Here is an 18,370-nt window from a genome sequence, read left to right on the forward strand (position 1 = left end):
CAGCCGTGCCCGCCCTTGCGCAATCACACCCATGTGGTGACGCCGAAACACCCTGCGAGACGGCGATGGGGACATACCACATGGCCGAGCCGACCGTGGCCCCCAAAGGCGTCGTCATCCACCTGCATGGGGGCGGCGGGCGGGGGCGTGGCTTGCTGAATTCCGGTCTGGGACGCGGCGCGGTCGAGCGTGGCTATGTGTTTGTCGCCCCCAACGGCTTTCACCCCGGCAATCGGTGGGAGCGGGACTGGTCGGTGCGCGCCAAGGGCACGTCCCACCCGCGCAGCGACGCAGATTTTCTGCGTGAAGTGATGGCTGAGGTGACGGCCAAGACGGGTACCGAAGGTCTGCCGGTGTTGCTGGCCGGGTTCTCGCGGGGTGGATCAATGGTCTGGGATATGGCCTGCAACGATCCGGACTTCGCCACCGCCTATGCGCCGCTTGCCGGGGCGTTCTGGGACGACCTGCCAGACAGCTGCGCCGCGCCTGTGCGCCTTTTCCATACCCATGGCTGGAATGACCGAACCGTCCCGCTTGAGGGGCGGTCATTTGGCGGAGGTGCGGTGGTGCAGGGGGATGTGTGGGCATCGCTCAAGATCATCCGGGCCACGAACGGATGCGATACGCGCCAGCCCGAGCGCAGCAGTTATGAGGACGATCTGTGGCTGCGGCACTGGACGGACTGCGCCGCAGGGGAAATCCAGTTGATGCTGCACAAGGGCGGCCATGGCGCGCCTAAAGGGTGGTCCGGGCGAATGCTCGATTGGTTCGAGGCGGGTGGTGCCTAAACGTCGACCTCGACCCCGGGCAGGTTCAGCGATTTCAGCAATTCGCGCAATTCCTGACGTGCGGCCACGTTCGATATGTTGAGTTGCTTGACCCCGATATCCTTGAGATCCAGCAGGGTCAGCCCGCGCGGGAACAACTCGCGGAAAATCACCCGCTCGGAAAAGCCGGGGGCGATGCGAAAGCCGATGCGTTTGGACAGCATCTTGATCGCCTTTTCCATCTTTTCCTTGTTGACCATGCGTTGTGCGCCCATGCGGTTGCGCACCACGATCCAGTCGATGGGTTTGAGGCCCGCCTGAGCCCGCAACTGGCGCGCATTCCATACCATTTCAGAATAGACGGACGGCCCAAGGATCTTTTCCCCGGTCGAGTCGATCCGCGCGAGCAGGTCAAAGTCGATGAAGCTGTCGTTGAGCGGCGTGATCAACGTGTCGGCCAGCGAATGGGCCACTTGGCTAAGGCGCGTATGCGAGCCGGGGCAGTCGATCAGGATGAAGTCGCTGTCCGGCTCAAGCGTGGCCACGGCTGCCGACAGGCGATGATCATAGATATTCTCGCCGGGTTTCAGTGCGGAGGCGTCAATTTCAGGCAGGTCGTGCACATCTGGCGAGGGGAGGTCGAGGTCGGATGCCTTGATGAAGGATACACGGTTTTCGACATATCGGCCAAAGGTGCGCTGGCGTAAATCCAGATCGAGTGCGCTGACTTTGTGGCCCATGCGGGACAGTGCTGTGCCCACATGCATCGACACCGTCGATTTGCCTGCGCCGCCCTTTTCGTTGCCGACGACGATGATATGCGCCATGCCCGTTCCCCCGGAGCTTGCCCGTGTCCGCTATGCGGATTTTGCGCCACTATATGTTGTGGTCAGGAGCTTGGAAAGCGGCCTACGCGCTTTTCCTGTTTATCGTGGCACGGTGGGCGCAGGTGGTTTCATGTTACCGCTATCAGTGCTATGGAGATAGCAATATTTTCAGGCCCGGGAGAGCACAATGCCCCTTAACCCAACAGTCGTCGAAGTTACCGAACGGATCATCAAACGCAGCGCTCCGACACGGCGGCGTTATCTGGATCGCATGGCCAAGGCCAAATCCGACGGACCGGCGCGCGCGCACCTATCGTGCAGCGGTCAGGCGCATGCCTTTGCCGCCGCTGGCGAGGATCAGGCGCGCCTTGCCGGGGCCAATACGGGCAACCTTGGGATCGTGACGGCCTATAACGATATGCTGTCCGCCCACCAGCCGTTTGAGCGGTATCCGACGCTGATCCGCGATGCGATCCGCGCCGATGGCGGCACCGCGCAGGTCGCAGGCGGGGTGCCGGCCATGTGTGATGGCGTGACCCAGGGCGAGGCGGGCATGGAACTGAGCCTGTTTTCGCGCGATGTGATCGCATTGGCCGCGGGCGTCGCGCTGAGCCACAACACCTTTGATGCGGCCGTGTACCTTGGAGTCTGCGATAAGATCGTGCCGGGGCTGATCATAGCCGCGCAATCCTTTGGCCATATCCCGTCCGTGTTTCTGCCCGCAGGGCCGATGACCAGTGGCCTGCCGAACGACGAAAAGGCAAAGGTGCGCCAGCGGTTCGCTGCAGGCGAAGCCACGCGCGAAGAGTTGTTGAAGGCCGAGATGGCCGCCTATCATGGTCCCGGCACCTGTACATTCTACGGCACCGCCAACACCAATCAGATGCTGATGGAATTCATGGGGCTACACCTGCCGGGTGCCTCGTTCGTGAACCCCAACACCAATCTGCGCGATGCGCTGACAATCGAAGGGGCCAAGCGCGCGCTGTCTCTGTCCGCCCTTGGCAATCACTATACCCCGGTTTGCGATGTGCTGGATGAAAAGGCCTATGTAAACGGGATCATTGGACTGAATGCGACGGGTGGGTCCACCAATCTGCTGATCCACCTGATTGCGATGGCGCGGGCGGGTGGGATCTTGCTCGACTGGGAAGACTTCAGCGATCTATCGGAGATCACGCCCTTGATCGCGCGGGTCTATCCCAACGGTCTGGCGGATGTGAACCAGTTCCACGCTGCTGGTGGTCTCGGCTTCATGATCGGGCAGTTGCTCAACGCAGGTCTGCTGCATGACGATACCCGCACGGTGTCGGGTGAGGGGCTCGAAAGCTATACGTACGAACCCAAGCTGACGGATGCGGGCCTGACGTGGACCCCGGGCACGGGCACATCGCTCAACACCGGTATCCTGCGCCCCGCGACCGAGCCGTTTCAGGAAACCGGTGGTCTTGCGCGGCTTGTCGGCAAATTGGGCACGGGCGTGATGAAGATTTCGGCCGTCGCGCCCGAGCATCGGATCGTCGAAGCACCTGCGCGGGTGTTCCACGATCAGGACGAGGTGAAGGCCGCGTTCAAGGCCGGTGAATTCACCGACGACGTGGTCATTGTGGTCCGGTTCCAGGGACCGAAGGCGAATGGGATGCCGGAACTGCACAGCCTGACGCCGCTGCTTGGGATTTTGCAGGGGCGTGGGCAGAAGGTGGCACTGGTGACGGATGGGCGGATGTCCGGGGCGTCGGGCAAGGTGCCCTCGGCCATCCATGTCTGCCCCGAGGCGCTGGATGGTGGCCCGATTGCGCAGGTGCAGGACGGCGATATCATTCGCGTCGATGCTGAGGCAGGTGCGCTCGAGATCTTGACCGAAGGGGTGCTCGAACGCCCGCACGCGACCGCCGATCTGTCGGACAATCACTGGGGGGTGGGGCGCGACATGTTCACGGCCTTCCGCAACACCGTCGGGTCTGCCAATACTGGTGCAACCGTATTTGGAGAATTTTGAGAATGATCACTGCCAAAGCTGCCGCTGTCCGCGCCAAGGAAATCTGTGCGCTCGCCCCTATCGTGCCCGTGCTGGTGGTCGAGGATGTGGCGCACGCGCGCCCCTTGGCCGAGGCGCTGGTGTCGGGCGGTTTGCCCGCGCTGGAGGTCACGTTGCGCACCCCCGCAGCCCTTGAGGTGATCGCGGCCATGGCTGACGTCGAAGGCGGGGTCGTGGGGGCGGGCACGCTGGTGACCCCCGAAGATGTGCGCGCCGCCAAAGAGGCGGGTGCGCAGTTTGGCGTGTCGCCCGGTGCAACGGATGCGTTGATCGCGGCTTGCGAGGCCGAAGGGCTGCCGCTGTTGCCCGGGGCCGCAACCGCGTCCGAGGCGATGGCGCTTTATGAGCGCGGCTACGACATGCTGAAATTCTTCCCGGCCGAAGCCTCCGGCGGCGCCCCTGCGCTGAAAGCCATCGGTGCGCCACTGCCCCAGATTTCGTTCTGCCCGACGGGCGGGGTCAGCCCCTCAAACGCAGTGACTTATCTGAGCCTGCCCAACGTGGTTTGCGCAGGTGGCAGTTGGGTTGCACCCAAGGACAAAGTGGTTGCAGGCGACTGGGCGGGCATTGAGGCGCTGGCCCGCGATGCCGCCGCACTGCCGCGCTGATCCAAAGGTGTGCCTGCGGCACACGCGATATTTTAGGGGCTCTGCCCCAGCCTTCGGCTTCCCCGAGGTATTTTGGGCGAAAGGAAGTAAGGCTTGGGCGGCGTTCGGGGGCGGCACGCGCCATTCGTGATGTCCCAACGAAAAAGGCCGCTCTGGTGTAGAGCGGCCTTTGATTTTTGCGCGGTGCCGGGGTTTAGAACCCAAGACCTGCGTATTTGTTCTTGAACTTGGACACGCGCCCACCGGTGTCCATCAGGCGCGATGTGCCGCCGGTCCATGCGGGGTGCACGGAGGGGTCGATGTCGAGCGACAGTTGGTCGCCTTCCTTGCCCCATGTCGATTTCATTTCCACGATCGTGCCGTCTGTCATTTTGACGTTGATGGTGTGGTACTCGGGATGCGTATCGGCTTTCATGCCTTGGCTCCTTCGGACTTGGGTTTGTAGTTGGTGACTTCTGCGATCCGGGCGGATTTGCCGCGACGCGAGCGCAGGTAGTAGAGCTTGGCGCGACGCACGCGACCGCGGCGGACCACGGTGATGCTGTCGATGTTGGTCGAATAAAGGGGGAAGACACGTTCCACGCCCTCACCAAAGGAAATCTTGCGCACAGTGAAGGACCCGGCAATGCCGTGGCCGTTGTTGCGTGCGATGCAGACGCCTTCGTAGTTCTGGACCCGGGTGCGTGTACCCTCGGTCACTTTGAAGCCGACGCGGATGGTGTCACCGGCTTTGAAATCGGGGATATCGGCCCCGAGGGCGGCAATTTGCTCCGCCTCGATTTGTGCGATCACGTCCATTGACGATCTCTCCTATATGGCTCGTGGTTTGGTCCACGAAGGTTTGTGTGCGCGCCCCAGAGCTCTCGTGTCTTCATCGGGTCCGCATCCGCGCCCGCCGGAGATAGGGTCATCATTTCCTTGCTGTTCCTGTCGCGCCGCCTGATCATGCCGAAGAAGGCATTACAGCACAAAAGGTCCGCCCGCAGCGAAAGGCCCCGAGTCGGAATGGGCGGGGTATAGGAGGGATCGGCGCGCCGATCAAGCAGACTTTACCCGAAGTTCAGAAAGTCACCGAAGCTGTAGATCAAGGCGCAAAGGATCATTGCCCCGACGATCAGCATCAAGGCCGATGCGATGAATTGCAGCGCCACCGCGCTGACCCCGAGCCCGAGCGCCCAGAGCGCGATATCGCGCCGTTCGCGCAGCAACAGCGCGGCCGCGCCACAGAGGGCCGCGATGACGCCCAGCACCACGCCGACCAGCCACAGCGTGCGGTCGATTGTCCATGGGACGGGTTCAGGGCCGGGCTGTTCCATTCCCAGCCAATTGCGCAAGGTCGCCTTGCCCGCCTCGGCGGCGATGTCGCCCAAGGTCACGCCGACCGTGTTTTGGGGTGCGAAGGGGCCGCCGACAAAGCTGATCACGACGACAAGCAACGCCAGTCCACCCAGCACAAATCCTGCAATGCCCATGCGGGTGCGCGCAGGTTGAGGGATATCTGTCGTGTCTGTCGTCATGAGTCACCTTTGATCTGGTGGCATCGGGATACAGGTCAAATGGGGCGGAACTATGGACGTAGTCTGTGGATCATTTTGTGGTGCGTTTGGCCCACAGGTCGGGGCGGCGCGCTTGCGTCAGGGATTCGGACTGCTCTTGCCGCCATGCTTTGATCTTGCCGTGATTGCCCGACATCAGAACCTCGGGGATGTCGCGTCCCTCCCATGTGGCGGGCCGGGTATATTGCGGATGTTCGAGCAGGCCATTCGAGTGGCTTTCCTCGACCGCGCTTTCGGCATTGCCAAGCACGCCCGGCAGCAGGCGCACGGTCGCATCCAGCATGGCTTGGGCGGCAATCTCACCACCCGTCATCACGAAATCGCCAATGGAGACTTCGGTCACCCCGAACTCGTCGAGCACCCGTTCATCCACGCCTTCAAACCGCCCGCATAGCATCGTTACCCCATCACAGCGAGCCAGATCGCGGGCCATTCCCTGATCAAAGGGGCGTCCACGCGGCGACATATAAAGGATCGGCCAGCGTCCGCGGGCGTGGGCTTGCGCCTCGGCCAATGCTGCGCCCACCACATCGGCGCGCAGCACCATGCCTGCGCCGCCCCCTGCGGGTGTGTCGTCAACATTGCGGTGCTTGCCGACCCCATGGGCGCGCAGGTCATGGGTGTGGAGTTGCCACTTGCCCTCTTGCAGCGCCTTGCCGGTCAGTGAGGCCCCAAGCACGCCGGGAAAGGTATCCGGAAACAGCGTCACGACCCGCGCTTGCCAGATCCCAACAAGGTCCGGCGTTTCGTCCATCAGCGAGGTCGGTGTCAGCGTCGGACGAATGGACTTGCGGCCATGCGATTTGGGCTTGGAGGTGGTCATGGGGCAAGGCCGTCCTGTCCTGCAAGGCGTTAAAACAAGCCCTCGGGCGGGTCAGCGATGATGCGGCGGCTGGCCAGATCGACGGTGGGTACAGCAGCTTGGGTAAAGGGCAGAAGCACAGTGGCCGTCGCATCAGCTCGGTGAATTTCAAGCAGATCAGCCGCCCCGTGGTTCTGCACGGACTTCACATGGCCAAGCGATGTGCCGCCAGTATCAAACACTTCGATCCCGACAAGGTCCGTATAGTAGTATTCATCATCCGGCAGGTTGGGCAGTTGATCGCGCGCGGCGAACAGTTGCACACCCTTGAGCGCGTCGGCCTGTTCTTTGGTCGCCACATCTGCGATCCGCGCGACAAAGCCGTTTTTCATGGGGCGGATCAGGGCGAGCGCAAAGCTGCGCGCACCGTCCTCGGTCGTGAGGGGGCTGTAGCTTTCGATGTCGTCAGGCTGGGCGCAAAAGGATTTGATCCGCACTTCGCCCTGCACCCCGTAGGCGCCGCTGATGGCCCCGACACAAATCCGCCCTTCACTCATTCCAGCACATTCCTTCGCGCATGATCCCGCCCATCCCGTCGCAGGCATCTGCCACGCCACTGCGTTCAAACATCAATCCCGCCAAAAAGGCGATCAGAACAAGGATTGCGGTGCGAAACAGGCCGAACATGAGCGCCCTTTGATATGGCGGAGACGAGCCAGTGCATTTGCGCTACCAACAGGGCTCTTGTCCAGAGCGGGGTTGCAAAGACAGCACCATCGCGCGACGCTGAAAGCGCGCTGCACCATGGGGTGTGGCATCGGAGTATTCATGTTTGTGACGTTGGGCACCTGCCCAGCCATCTAAGACCAGATGGCGATGAGGATGACAGATGGCTGCCTGAGCGGCCCTGTTTTTGTGCCCGAGCGACAGGCTGGCCGAATGGCCGCAACACTTCTGAAATGACATAACCTATCAAGAGGATGGCCAATGCCAGACCTATACGAAACGCGCGATGCGCGCACCTCCGACATTCCTGCCCTTGCAGTGATCGCCGATGCGACGCTGTTTCCGGGTGAGATGTTGGGCGACATGATGGCCCCTGCACTGACGGGGGAAGGCGACGATATCTGGCGGGTGGTGTGCAAGTATGACACGCCCGTCGGCTTCGCCTTTGCACAACCCGAGGCGATGACCCAAGGCACGTGGAACCTGCGCGCCATCGCCACGGACCCTGCGGTGCACGGATCGGGGGCGGGCACTGCGCTGCTGGCCGCTGTTGAGGCCGCATTGGGTGACGCCCGATTACTGGTGATCGACACGACCCAGACCGAGGATCAGGCCCGCGCCCGCCGTTTCTATGCGGCGCGGGGGTGCACGCATGTCGCGACGATCCCGGGTTTTTTCGGCCCGGACGAAGACAAGGTCACGTTCATCAAAACGCTGACCTGATCCAAGGCCGGGGGCAGGGGCGATCCTTGCCCCCGGGCACATTGGGGCTTGCCTCTCCGTCCTGTTCACCTTAGTTCTGAACCACTTGGTTCCAATTGTAGGAGAAGGTCGGCGATGGCATGGTTTTATCTGGGGCTGGCGGCTGTTTTCGAAGTTACCTTCGCGATGTCGATGAAATATTCCGAAGGGTTCACCAACCTGCGCGCCAGCCTGATCACGGTTGTTGCGGTGATCGCAGGGATTGGCTTTCTGACGCTGGCCTTGCGCGATTTGCCCGTCAGTGTGGCCTATCCGATCTGGACGGCGGTGGGCACGCTTGGGACTGTGGCGTTGGGATATGGGTTTCTGGGCGAGGCGCTAACGCCGCTCAAGGTCGTCTCGGCGCTGGCCATCGTGGCTGGCGTGGCGGGGCTGAAGATCTCAGCCGGCTAGCGGATCTCGATGGGAACTGAGCCGCGCCGATCTTCCCAGCCTTTGGTTTCAAGCTCGGGTGTTTCGGAATTGGCTTCGGGCCAGCCGATGCAGAGATAGGCGACAAGCGACCAAGTGTCCGGCACATCGAGATCGCGGGTCAGCCGGTCGGGATCGAGGATCGACACCCACCCCACGCCCAGCCCTTCGGCCCGTGCCGTGAGCCACATCAGCGCGATGGCCCCGACCACGGAATAGCGGCGCATTTCGGGCATGGTACCCGCACCAAGGCCGTGACCTTTGGTTGTGGCGTCATCGCAAAACACAGCGATGTGTTCGGGGGCCTGCTCCATTCCGGAGAGTTTGAGTTGGCTGTATCTGGCGGCCTGATCGCCCTCATAACCCGCAAGAGCATTCGCATTTGCCGCGCGGTAATTGTCGAGAGCTGTGGCGCGGGTCTGTGGGCTTTGGACCCGGATCACCCGCCAGGGTTCTGACAAACCCACGGAGGGGGCCAGTCGAAACGTGTCGAGGCAGCGCATCAGCACTGCCTCGTCCACGGGATCGGTGCGAAAGCGGCGCACATCGCGCCGCCATGCCATCAGATAGGCAAGGTCGCGGCGGAAGTCTTGGGAAAAGGCATCCATCGCGCGTGTCCTGCTTACTCTGTGGTTTCTTCGGCAGGGGCGTCCTCGGCGGGGGCCTCTTCGGCGGGTGCTGCGGCAGCTTCGGCGGCGGCTGCGGCCTTGGCGGCTTTCTCTTCTGCACGCTCTTGGGCTTTCTTGCCGGGTGCGCCTTTTTTCAGGTTGGCGCGCTCTTTCTTGGGCAGCACGTCAGCGGCTTCGAGCATGCGTGCGATCCGGTCTGTGGGCTGTGCGCCCTCGCCGAGCCAGTATTGCACACGCTCCATGTTCATCTTGACGCGTTCTTCGCTGTCTTTGGGCAGCAGCGGGTTATATGTTCCGAGTTTTTCGATGTAGCGACCATCGCGCGGCATGCGGCTGTCGGCGGCCACGATGCGGTAAAAGGGGCGTTTCTTGGAGCCGCCGCGGGCGAGACGAATTTTCATGGACATGGTGTATTTCCTTTTGGTTTCTTGAGGTTGGCGGGGGACACCCCCGCCTTACGATTGGTGACTTTTGTGGTGCTGAATGACTTCAGCGATGATGAAGTTCAGGAACTTCTTGGCGAATTCGGGGTCGAGTTCGGCCTCGGTCGCCATAGCTTCGAGCCGTGCGATCTGGTCCCGTTCGCGGGTCGGATCGGACGGTGGAAGGTCGTGTGCGGCCTTGAGTTTCCCCACGGCCATCGTGTGTTTGAACCGCTCGCCAAGCGTGTAGACGAGGATCGCATCGAGCCGGTCGATGCTTTTGCGGTGTTCCCTGAGCACCTCGGCGGCGCGGGTGGTTGCATCAGTCAAGGGCCCATCCTTTCGGTTTGAACATTGGATTGGCGTAGTGCCCGATTTCCATTTCGATCCCATGCGCAAGCTGGCTGTTTTGCAACGCGGCCGGGTCGGGGTGGCGATAGACCGCGTCCGAGCCGTCGATGGTGGGTGCGTCCGCGTCCCGGACCGCCCCGAGCCGTTCGGCCAGCCGGATGCTGTCGAGGTTCTTGGGATCGATATAGCTGACGGCGGTGTCCCATCCGTTGGCGTAGTAGTGCTTGCGCACCGCATGTGTCGCCTCGAGCGCGTAGCCCTTGCCGCCCTTGTCGGGCCAGATGATCCACGCGATTTCGCGCTCGGGCCATTTCGCTGGCTGCCACCCCCCGGCCATGCCGAATGTTTCGCCAGTGTTCTTGTCGTGGATCATCCACATGCCGAAGCCGCGGATCTCCCAATGCCCGATCTCGGCGGCATAGAGCATCCACGCCTCATAGGCATTGAGCGGCCCGCCCATGAAACGCGAGCGGTAGGATACGAACGTCGCCTTGAAGTCCGGGTAATCCTCCGGCTGCGGTCCGCGCAGGGCGAGCCGGTTGGTTTCGATCACGGGGATGCGCAAGAGCGTCATGGCGTTGCCCCGCGTGGCTGATCGGCCCTCCGGGGGGAGTTTGTCCGGCAAGATGAAGGGATCATGCAGCACCCCGCATGTGCCGGTAGACTGTCGTGTCCTGAGCGTTTTCACCATCGGGCCGTGGCGCGTCATCGTCGGGGTGCGCGCCCAGTTTCTCGGCCAGCACGGCGGAGCGGGCATTGGTTGGTGTGACGTAGCTGACCAGCGTGGTGGCGTCCGTGTTGGCCCAGTACCAAGCGAGGACCGCGCGCGCGGCTTCCTGCGCATATCCGTGCCCTTCGGCGTCGCGTGTCAGGGTCCAGCCCAGTTCGGGCTCGGGGAAATGCTGGTTCTGCGTGACGAAGATTTCACCGAGCAGTGTGTCGGTGCCGTCGGTGATGATCCAACCGCCCGCGCCGTCCAGATGCCAGGCGGCGATGATCTGGTTGAATTCGGCCCAGGCCTGTGCGCGCCCGAAGGGTCCGCCCATATAGGACGTGCGCGGATCGGCCAGCATCGCGGCGTAGGCGTCAAAATCGCGCCGCTCAGGCGCGCGCAGCGTCAGCCGGTCGGTGGTGAGCGTGGGGATCACAGGCCAAGCTCCTCAACCGAGGCACCGCTCAGAACGGGACGGGTGAAGGTGCGATCATAGCTGAGGATACAGCCGGTGTCTTGCGCATGCCGGTAAGCCCGCTGGCACTCCGCGTCCTCGGCCATGGCGTGCCGGTAGTCTTCGTAGGCCGCCAGCGAGGGGAAAGAGAACATTGCCCACGCCTTGTTGTTGGCCCCCTCATGCGGCAGGAAATAGCCGTGATGGGTGCCGCCCATCCGGTTCACGAGGTGGATCCACGCCCGTGCGTAGACCTCGAACGCCGCGACCTTTGACGGGTCGATCACATATGTAATCGTCGCCGTTATCATTTCTTTTTGCCGAACCCCGACAGGCCCGGGGGCAGGCCCATGCCGCCGCCCAGACCGGGCATCCCGCCGGGCATCTTGCCGCCCAACTGCTTGGCCGCCGCCTCAAGCTGTTTCTGATCCATGCCGCCCATGTCCGGCATCCCGCCCTTGCCGCCCATCATGCCCGCAAGCGCCTTTTTCATCATTCCGCCTTTGCCCTTGCCAAGCTTCTTCATCATGTCCGACATCTGGCGGTGCATCTTGAGCAGCTTGTTAAGGTCGCTCACCTCCATGCCAGACCCGCGCGCGATCCGCTTTTTGCGGCTGGCTTGCAGGATTTGCGGGTTGGCACGCTCTTTCTTGGTCATGGAGCCGATCATGGCGATCTGCTGCTTGAGGATCTTGTCGTCAAAGCCTGCGTCCTGCACCTGTTTGGCCATCTTGCCCATGCCGGGCATCATGCCCATCATCCCTTCCATGCCGCCCATCTTGAGCATCTGTTCAAGCTGCATGCGCAGGTCGTTCATGTTGAACTGACCCTTGGCCATACGCTTCATCATGCGCTCGGCCTGTTCGGCCTCGATCGTGTCCTGCGCCTTTTCGACGAGGGCCACGATATCGCCCATCCCAAGGATGCGGCCCGCGATCCGCTCGGGCTCGAAGGTTTCGAGCGCGTCCATCTTTTCGCCAAGGCCAACGAACTTGATCGGCTTGCCGGTGACGGCCCGCATCGACAGGGCCGCACCGCCGCGCCCATCGCCGTCCATCCGCGTCAGCACGACGCCGGAAATTCCGATGCGGTCGTCGAAGTTCTGCGCCGTGTTCACAGCGTCCTGCCCGGTGAGGCCATCGACCACGAGGATCGTCTCGCGCGGGTTGGCCACATCGCGCACGGCCTCGACCTGCGCCATCAACTCTTCGTCGATGGACAGGCGTCCGGCGGTGTCGAGCATGTAGACGTCATAGCCGCCCATGCTGGCTTGGGTCTTGGCGCGCTTGGCGATGGCGACGGGGTCTTCGCCCTTGATGATAGGCAGGGTGTCGACGCCGATTTGGGTGCCGAGGATGGCGAGCTGTTCCATCGCGGCGGGGCGGTTCACGTCAAGGGACGCCATCAGCACGCGCTTGCCTTCGCGCTCGGTCAGACGTTTGGCGAGTTTGGCGGTGGTTGTCGTCTTACCACCCCCTTGCAGGCCAACCATCAGGATCGGGGCGGGGGGGCTGTCGATTTTCAGCGCGCCGGGCTCGCCTTCGCCTTTAAGCGTGTCGATCAGCGCGTCGTGCACGATCTTGACGACCTGCTGGCCGGGGGTGATCGATTTGGTGACAGCCTGTCCGGTCGCCTGTTCCTGCACCGCTTTGACGAAATCGCGGGCCACGGGCAGTGACACATCCGCCTCAAGCAGGGCGACGCGCACTTCGCGCAGGGCTGTTTTCACGTCCTCCTCGGACAGCGCGCCCTGTTTCGTCAGCCGGTCAAAGACACCGGAGAGGCGTTCGGATAGATTTTCAAACATGGGCCATGCTCCTGTGCGAGGCGTTGACGTTGACCTGAACGTAGGGTCAGGCGGTGATGATCCCAAGGCAGCAAACGAAAATCACCCCCGTGGGCGCAACGCGCTGACGGAGGGCGATCCCGGGTGATCCCAAGGGACCGGAAACTGTGATGCTTCCGGATGTTGTGCGCCGATTACGCAAGAGCGCGGCGCGAGTCAAGCGTCGGGGGGGCGTCTGCGCCCCCATGCTGCGTCAGGAGATCTTGAAGGCCTTCTTGATTTTCTTGATCGCCTCGTTTGCCTTCATCTTGATCTTGTTCTTCTTCACGTATGCCTTGGCGGAGCGTGGCCCGTCCGATTTCTTGTCAGCCTTCAGCATGGCAGCCACATTGGCGAGGGCCTTCTTGTCGGTCACGCCCAGTTCCGCCATCAGGCCAGGATAATTTTTGCGGTACATCTGCTTTTCCAGCATGAAGACGTGATGCGCTTTGAAGGCTGGGTCCTTTGTGAAAAAGGTGATCTGGAACTCATTGCCCAACATGGAATCCGTGTCGGCAATGGCTGTGTCATAGACGCGCTTCCACTCTTTCGACGTCCAGTCCTTGGCTTTGCCAAGCCGTTTGGCCGCGACCAGCGCGTCGGACGAGGCGTTGACGGGATATTTCGCGCCGTCCTCGAAGAAGAGTTTAAACTGGGATTTCGGATCGCGTTTTTTCGCAACGGCATCGAGGAAGATGTACTTCTCTTCGGTGCCCTTCTTTTTGAGGTAGGCCCGGAACATCGGACCCAGATGCGGGTCTGCCAGAATTTCAATCGGGGTGTCGGGGTAACTGATGCCATCAATCTTTTCCATGTCGTCCTCGTGTTTTCAGATGTTTTGAGTTCCGGTCTGAAGAGGAAACACGGGCGTGCGGACTATTATTCGAAAGGGGGGGGACTTTTTGTCGGAACGTCTTGCGCCGCGCCTTGGCTTGAGTGCGGTTTTAATTCAGGCCGAGAGGCGCTTGTAGCTGCGCAGCCAGTCATTGATCGCATCCGCCGCGTTGTGCGGGCCATTGCCCCCCACATAGGCTTCGATCAGCGGATAGGCTGGTGTCGCGTCATGAAAGGTCAGCGTCGGGCGTGTGGTGTCGGAAAATGCCTCGACCTCGGCGCGACGCACCGTATCGAGCGGGAAGGTGGCGGAGCGGTACCCGAGCAGGGTGCGCCGCTGTACGGTCGCGGTGCCGGTGCTTGCATCAAAGATCACCTGATCGCGTTTGATCGCCAGCGCGAAGATACCCAAGGGCACGCCCGCACCAGCCGCCACGGTGGCCAGCCCCACGACCTCGCCCTGCGCCAGCAGAGCAAGCCCGGCGGCAGCACACGCGATGATGCACACGATCAGCCCACCGCCCAGCACCCATGGGGCGTGGGCGAGCACCAACTGGCCGGGCATGTTGCGCAGGATCGTCATGGCCGCGATCCTAGCCAGCGGGATGGCGCGGCGTCCAGCGGGATGCGACAGCACGACGGGCAATGAAAAACGCGCCGGATGCAGACTGCACCCGGCGCGTTTGGTCGTGAGTGGTGGTGGATAGAAGCCGTTAGGCCGCGAGCTTGTCGATTTGCGCATTCGCTTCGGCAATCGCTTCTTCGCCCTGGGCCATCACGCGGTCAGCAGCGACGATCTCGACATCGTGGATGCCGATGAAACCCATGATGTGCTTGAGATAGCCGGTGGCGAAATCGATATCGCTGCCCACAGCCGTCCCGCCCGAGGCAAAGGCGAGGATGGCGCGTTTGCCCTCAAGCAGACCGACGGGGCCGTTTCCGGTGTATTTGAACGTCTCGCCCGCACGGGCCACGAGGTCGATCCATGCCTTCAGGGCGGCCGGAACCGAAAAGTTGTAGATTGGCGAGCCGATGACGACGGTGTCGGCGGCGCGCAATTCGGCGATCAGGGTTTCGGACAGCGAAAGCTTGTCGCGCTGCACCGGGTCGCGGTCCTCCTTCGGGGTCCAGGCCGACCCGATCCATGCCTCATCAATCAGCGGCAGGGCTTCGGTCAGGTCGCGGCGGATCACGTCACCGCCGCCAAGCTGGGCCACGATGCGGGCGCTGAGGTCGCGGCTGACGGAGCCTTCGGTGCGGGCGGAGCTGTCTATGTGCAGAATGGTCATGCCGGGTCTCTTTCATCAGGAGTGGTGTCTGGATAGGACAATACTTGACCCTTGCAAATTCGAACGCAATTCCTGAAACTCAACGGCATCTGTTTGGATTTGCACATGAGGTTGGGCATGGACAATTGGGACGAGATCAAGACGGCATATCAGGTCGCGCGCATGGGCACCGTCAGCGGTGCAGCCGAGATGTTGGGTGTCCACCATGCCACCGTCATCCGCCACATTGATGCGCTGGAAAATCGGCTGGGGGTGAAGCTGTTCCAACGTCACGCCCGGGGCTACACTCCGACCGAGGCCGGCGATGATCTGTTTCGGGTTGCGCAGGCCACTGATGACCAGTTCAGCCAGTTGGTGGGGCGGATCAAGGGGCGCGGCACCGAGGTTTCGGGTGAATTGGTCGTCACCTCACTTGTTGCGATGGCCCCGCGCATGGCCCCTGTGCTGACCGCGTTTCAGCAGGCCCATCCGGATGTCATTGTGCGCTACCTGACCGGGGATCGCCTGTTTCGCCTTGAATACGGCGAGGCGCATGTGGCGATCCGGGCCGGGACCGCGCCGGATCAACCTGACAATGTGGTGCAACCTTTTGTCCGCCAATCCATGGGGCTTTACGCGACCAAGACCTATGTGGCCGCCCACGGGCACCCCCAACAAATCGAGGGCTGTTCGGGGCACCGTTTCGTCAGCCATGACGCCGAAGACAACCGCGCGCCCTTTCACAAGTGGCTGCGCGCGCAGGTGCGTGCAGAAGACATCACCTTCCGCTCCACCGACGTGCGCGCGCTGGAGCAGGCGGTGCTGGCCGGTGCGGGCATCGGATTCTTGCCGGTGATGGAGGCGCGTGCCAATCCCGATCTGATCGAAATCATGACCCCGCGTGAGGATTGGTCATCGCCGCTGTGGCTCGTCACCCACGTCGATCTGCACCGCACTAACAAGGTGCAGGCGTTCCTGACGTTCCTCAAAGACACCTCAAAGGACTGGCAAGTTCTGTGAGCCCGGCGCTGTGGGGCCATGCTGCGATGCTGTGTTTCTCGGCCCTTGTGGCCGGGTCCTTTGCGCTCGGGTCACTCGCTGCGAACGAGATCGAACCAGCCGCGCTGAATGCGGCCCGGTTTGCGATTGCGGCCTGCGTGATCGGGACTGCGGTGCTGGCCACGGGCGGGATGACCCGGTCGGCCTTGCGCGCGCCCTGGCGGTATCTGGTGCTGGGCGCGCTGTTCTCCGTCTATTTCGTGTTGATGTTCGAGGGGCTAAAAACTGCGCCGCCGGTCAGCGCGGCGGCGGTGTTTACCCTGACGCCTATCCTAGCCGGTCTGTTCGGCTGGCTGTTGCTGGCACAGGTCACGACCCCACGTATGGCGCTTGCGCTGGCCATTGGCGCGGCGGGCGCGCTTTGGGTGATCTTTCGCGCTGACATCTCGGCCTTGCTCGCGTTCGAGGTGGGCCGGGGCGAGGTCATCTATTTCGTGGGCTGCATTGCGCATGCGATCTACACCCCCATGATCCGCAAGCTGAACAGGGGCGAGCCTGCGGTCGTCTTCACCTTTGGCACATTGCTTGCCGGGGTGTTGGTGCTGGTGATCTATGGCTGGTCCGACATCATCGCGACCGATTGGGTGGCCTTGCCACCCATCGTCTGGATCACGCTGGTTTACATTGCAGTCTTTGCGTCCGCGGCCACTTTCGTGCTGCTGCAATTTGCGACCCTGCGCCTGCCCAGTGCCAAAGTCATGGCCTATACCTACCTCACGCCAAGCTGGGTGATCTGCTGGCAAATCGCGCTTGGGAACCCGGTGCCAAGCGGCTTGGTGTTCGGGGGCATCGGGTTGACGATCATCGCGCTGCTCTTGCTGCTGCGGGATGACAGCCAACGTCAGAGCATGCCGTGATCTGACAGGCTGGTCTTGAGGGCCGCAAGGTCAAGCGGGCTTGGGGTGCGTTGACCGTATGGGCGCACCCGTGGATCGATCAAGGCCGGTGTGATACCCGCAAATGCCTGCATCTGCGCGCCAAGCAGTGTCAGCATTTCAGGCCGGTTGCGCCGCAAATAGATCGCAGCCCGCGCACCCGATTGCAGCACAAACGGCGCAAGGTGAAAGGCGCTGCCATCTGCACCCACCACGAAACGGGCAGCCTTCAAGCGGGCGCATTGCTCTTCGAAACTGTGCGTTTCGGGAGCAAATATCTCGTATCCTGCATCTGTCATCATCACTTCGATGGCGTCTTCCTGATCGACCTGTTTGGACTTGGCCGTCAGCATGTTGCGTGTGAGGTAGAGCCGTTCCGGCCCGTTGGGGCGCACATCCGCGAACCGCGCCATGACATAGCTGCGAAATTCCGGCGTGCCGGTGATCCATGGGCCATGCCCAAAACCTTGGGTGGGCAGCATCAACCGCTCAACCCGCGTCGGCTCGGCAATGGCACGGACCGGCAAGCCATCGCATAGCCGATCAGAGACGGGGCGCAGATGCCGCGACAACGCCCATTGCAGACTGGAGCCGGGCAGTTGGGGGGCCACCACGCCATCGACTTTGCGGTCACTGCGCTCAAGCGCCCAGATCCGCGCCATGGTCTCGATCAGGAAGTGTCCGAAATGGCGCCGCCCCAAACCTGCATAAAGGTGGGTTCCGGGCAGATGATCCGTGGCCTCGACCCACTCGGGCACCCCGCTGATCCGGTCGCGTGACATGCGGGTCTGAGACAGGGGCGCAAACCCGCCCGCGCGATCATAGACGCCATGGGCCGATTGGGCTGTGTCGTCGGCTGGCAGCACAAGCGCGTTGCGCACAATGCGAATGCGCGGTGTCGGCAGCGTGTCGGGCAGGGGGGTCATCCGGGCCTAGCTGCCGGGAGTGTCGGGAAATTCGGTGGCCAGAAACCGCTCGAACGCATCAAGGTTCACCGGCTCGAACTGACCAAACCCCTGCATCCAGACCGAGGCGGCCCGCATCGCGTCGGGTTGCAGCTTGCACCACTTGACCCGTCCCCGCTTTTCCTGCGCGATCAGGCCCGCACGGGTCAGGATGGTCAGGTGTTTCGAAATCGCAGCCAGCGACATCTCGAACGGGTCAGCGACATCCGTGACGGCCATATCATCCTCAAGCAACATCGACAGGATCGCGCGGCGCGTGGGGTCGGCAAGGGCAGAGAACGTGGTATCGAGAGACTGGGACATAGGCGTAGTCATAGGCCGCTGACCGCCCGGTGAAAAGCCTGTCAAAGATAGGGGTGGCGCGTGGACTGGGATGGCCAGCGATGACGCAAACGCTCCACCTCGCTTGGGGTGAGTCCGATATCGCGCGCGATATGGGGGCTGAGTGGGGGGAGGGCGGTGCCTTTCGGGGGTGTTGC

The 18,370-nt window shown here is 62.4% G+C and carries 26 protein-coding genes; 7 read left to right on the forward strand and 19 right to left on the reverse strand.

The annotated features are described in order from the left end of the window. Positions 1-80: 80 nt before the first annotated feature. Positions 81-788, forward strand: coding sequence for a polyhydroxybutyrate depolymerase (locus Q0908_RS15710; protein WP_299286533.1), 708 nt, complete (start codon positions 81-83; stop codon positions 786-788). Here the strand turns inward: Q0908_RS15710 and Q0908_RS15715 are convergent. Then, the gene (locus Q0908_RS15715) at positions 785-1,594 is read right to left on the reverse strand and encodes a division plane positioning ATPase MipZ (RefSeq protein WP_299286536.1); all 810 of its coding nucleotides are present in this window, start codon (positions 1,592-1,594) and stop codon (positions 785-787) included. The two genes, Q0908_RS15710 and Q0908_RS15715, sit on opposite strands and share 4 nt — an antisense overlap. A 187-nt stretch (positions 1,595-1,781) precedes the next feature. Between Q0908_RS15715 and edd the strand changes: the two genes are divergently transcribed. After that, the gene (gene edd, locus Q0908_RS15720; RefSeq protein WP_299286539.1) at positions 1,782-3,593 is read left to right on the forward strand and encodes a phosphogluconate dehydratase; all 1,812 of its coding nucleotides are present in this window, start codon (positions 1,782-1,784) and stop codon (positions 3,591-3,593) included. A gap of 2 nt (positions 3,594-3,595) precedes the next feature. Next, positions 3,596-4,240 carry a bifunctional 4-hydroxy-2-oxoglutarate aldolase/2-dehydro-3-deoxy-phosphogluconate aldolase gene (eda, locus tag Q0908_RS15725; protein ID WP_299286542.1) on the forward strand — a complete coding sequence of 215 codons (645 nt, stop codon included), beginning with the start codon at positions 3,596-3,598 and terminating at the stop codon, positions 4,238-4,240. A gap of 193 nt (positions 4,241-4,433) precedes the next feature. On the opposite strand, the gene rpmE is transcribed toward eda, so the two are convergent. From rpmE to Q0908_RS15755, 6 genes are all read right to left on the reverse strand, one after another. Further along, on the reverse strand, positions 4,434-4,655 hold the full coding sequence (rpmE, locus tag Q0908_RS15730) for a 50S ribosomal protein L31 (RefSeq protein WP_298974744.1): 222 nt from the start codon (positions 4,653-4,655) through the stop codon (positions 4,434-4,436). Continuing rightward, positions 4,652-5,038 (reverse strand): 50S ribosomal protein L19, encoded by a 387-nt coding sequence (gene rplS, locus Q0908_RS15735; protein WP_299146978.1) that lies wholly within the window; start codon positions 5,036-5,038, stop codon positions 4,652-4,654. The genes rpmE and rplS overlap by 4 nt, the downstream gene beginning before the upstream one ends. 251 nt (positions 5,039-5,289) lie before the next feature. Continuing rightward, positions 5,290-5,757 (reverse strand): hypothetical protein, encoded by a 468-nt coding sequence (locus Q0908_RS15740; RefSeq protein ID WP_299286547.1) that lies wholly within the window; start codon positions 5,755-5,757, stop codon positions 5,290-5,292. Positions 5,758-5,827: 70 nt separating this feature from the next. Further along, positions 5,828-6,619 (reverse strand): tRNA (guanosine(37)-N1)-methyltransferase TrmD, encoded by a 792-nt coding sequence (gene trmD, locus Q0908_RS15745; protein WP_299286550.1) that lies wholly within the window; start codon positions 6,617-6,619, stop codon positions 5,828-5,830. A 29-nt stretch (positions 6,620-6,648) separates the two neighbouring features. Beyond that, positions 6,649-7,155 (reverse strand): ribosome maturation factor RimM, encoded by a 507-nt coding sequence (rimM, locus tag Q0908_RS15750; RefSeq protein ID WP_299286553.1) that lies wholly within the window; start codon positions 7,153-7,155, stop codon positions 6,649-6,651. Then, positions 7,148-7,285 carry a hypothetical protein gene (locus Q0908_RS15755; protein ID WP_299286556.1) on the reverse strand — a complete coding sequence of 46 codons (138 nt, stop codon included), beginning with the start codon at positions 7,283-7,285 and terminating at the stop codon, positions 7,148-7,150. Before Q0908_RS15755 ends, rimM begins: the two co-directional genes overlap by 8 nt. 300 nt (positions 7,286-7,585) lie before the next feature. Here Q0908_RS15755 and Q0908_RS15760 point away from each other — a divergent pair, with 300 nt between their 5' ends. Beyond that, the gene (locus Q0908_RS15760; protein WP_299286559.1) at positions 7,586-8,047 is read left to right on the forward strand and encodes a GNAT family N-acetyltransferase; all 462 of its coding nucleotides are present in this window, start codon (positions 7,586-7,588) and stop codon (positions 8,045-8,047) included. A gap of 114 nt (positions 8,048-8,161) precedes the next feature. After that, positions 8,162-8,479, forward strand: a complete 318-nt coding sequence (locus Q0908_RS15765; protein ID WP_299286562.1) for a multidrug efflux SMR transporter — start codon at positions 8,162-8,164, stop codon at positions 8,477-8,479. Here the strand turns inward: Q0908_RS15765 and bluB are convergent. The 10 genes from bluB to Q0908_RS15815 form a co-directional block, all read right to left on the reverse strand. Then, positions 8,476-9,105: a 5,6-dimethylbenzimidazole synthase gene (gene bluB / locus Q0908_RS15770; protein ID WP_299286565.1), complete on the reverse strand. Its 630-nt coding sequence runs from the start codon at positions 9,103-9,105 to the stop codon at positions 8,476-8,478. The genes Q0908_RS15765 and bluB overlap by 4 nt on opposite strands. Before the next feature lie 14 nt (positions 9,106-9,119). Further along, the gene (rpsP, locus tag Q0908_RS15775) at positions 9,120-9,533 is read right to left on the reverse strand and encodes a 30S ribosomal protein S16 (RefSeq protein WP_299286568.1); all 414 of its coding nucleotides are present in this window, start codon (positions 9,531-9,533) and stop codon (positions 9,120-9,122) included. A gap of 48 nt (positions 9,534-9,581) precedes the next feature. Next, positions 9,582-9,878 carry a chorismate mutase gene (locus Q0908_RS15780; RefSeq protein WP_299286571.1) on the reverse strand — a complete coding sequence of 99 codons (297 nt, stop codon included), beginning with the start codon at positions 9,876-9,878 and terminating at the stop codon, positions 9,582-9,584. Continuing rightward, on the reverse strand, positions 9,871-10,473 hold the full coding sequence (locus Q0908_RS15785; RefSeq protein WP_299286574.1) for a GNAT family N-acetyltransferase: 603 nt from the start codon (positions 10,471-10,473) through the stop codon (positions 9,871-9,873). The genes Q0908_RS15780 and Q0908_RS15785 overlap by 8 nt, the downstream gene beginning before the upstream one ends. A 61-nt stretch (positions 10,474-10,534) precedes the next feature. Beyond that, positions 10,535-11,047, reverse strand: a complete 513-nt coding sequence (locus Q0908_RS15790; protein ID WP_299286577.1) for a GNAT family N-acetyltransferase — start codon at positions 11,045-11,047, stop codon at positions 10,535-10,537. After that, entirely contained in the window at positions 11,044-11,376 is a 333-nt protein-coding gene (locus Q0908_RS15795; protein ID WP_299286580.1) for an NIPSNAP family protein, read from the reverse strand. Before Q0908_RS15795 ends, Q0908_RS15790 begins: the two co-directional genes overlap by 4 nt. Beyond that, positions 11,373-12,872: a signal recognition particle protein gene (ffh, locus tag Q0908_RS15800; RefSeq protein ID WP_299286583.1), complete on the reverse strand. Its 1,500-nt coding sequence runs from the start codon at positions 12,870-12,872 to the stop codon at positions 11,373-11,375. The genes Q0908_RS15795 and ffh overlap by 4 nt, the downstream gene beginning before the upstream one ends. 232 nt (positions 12,873-13,104) lie before the next feature. Beyond that, entirely contained in the window at positions 13,105-13,704 is a 600-nt protein-coding gene (locus Q0908_RS15805; protein WP_299286586.1) for a hypothetical protein, read from the reverse strand. A gap of 135 nt (positions 13,705-13,839) precedes the next feature. Then, on the reverse strand, positions 13,840-14,307 hold the full coding sequence (locus tag Q0908_RS15810) for a hypothetical protein (protein ID WP_299286589.1): 468 nt from the start codon (positions 14,305-14,307) through the stop codon (positions 13,840-13,842). 130 nt (positions 14,308-14,437) lie between these two features. Then, complete coding sequence (locus Q0908_RS15815) at positions 14,438-15,013, reverse strand: NAD(P)H-dependent oxidoreductase (protein WP_299286592.1); 576 nt, start codon at positions 15,011-15,013, stop codon at positions 14,438-14,440. Positions 15,014-15,130: 117 nt separating this feature from the next. Here Q0908_RS15815 and Q0908_RS15820 point away from each other — a divergent pair, with 117 nt between their 5' ends. Continuing rightward, positions 15,131-16,012, forward strand: coding sequence for a LysR family transcriptional regulator (locus Q0908_RS15820; protein ID WP_299286595.1), 882 nt, complete (start codon positions 15,131-15,133; stop codon positions 16,010-16,012). Then, complete coding sequence (locus Q0908_RS15825) at positions 16,009-16,908, forward strand: DMT family transporter (RefSeq protein ID WP_299286598.1); 900 nt, start codon at positions 16,009-16,011, stop codon at positions 16,906-16,908. Before Q0908_RS15820 ends, Q0908_RS15825 begins: the two co-directional genes overlap by 4 nt. Here Q0908_RS15825 and Q0908_RS15830 read toward each other — a convergent pair. Next, on the reverse strand, positions 16,893-17,852 hold the full coding sequence (locus Q0908_RS15830; protein WP_299286601.1) for a glycosyltransferase family 61 protein: 960 nt from the start codon (positions 17,850-17,852) through the stop codon (positions 16,893-16,895). The two genes, Q0908_RS15825 and Q0908_RS15830, sit on opposite strands and share 16 nt — an antisense overlap. 6 nt (positions 17,853-17,858) lie before the next feature. After that, positions 17,859-18,194 carry a metalloregulator ArsR/SmtB family transcription factor gene (locus tag Q0908_RS15835; RefSeq protein ID WP_299286604.1) on the reverse strand — a complete coding sequence of 112 codons (336 nt, stop codon included), beginning with the start codon at positions 18,192-18,194 and terminating at the stop codon, positions 17,859-17,861. Positions 18,195-18,370: the final 176 nt, after the last annotated feature.

It is taken from the genome of uncultured Tateyamaria sp., assembly GCF_947494755.1.
Lineage (GTDB): Bacteria > Pseudomonadota > Alphaproteobacteria > Rhodobacterales > Rhodobacteraceae > Tateyamaria.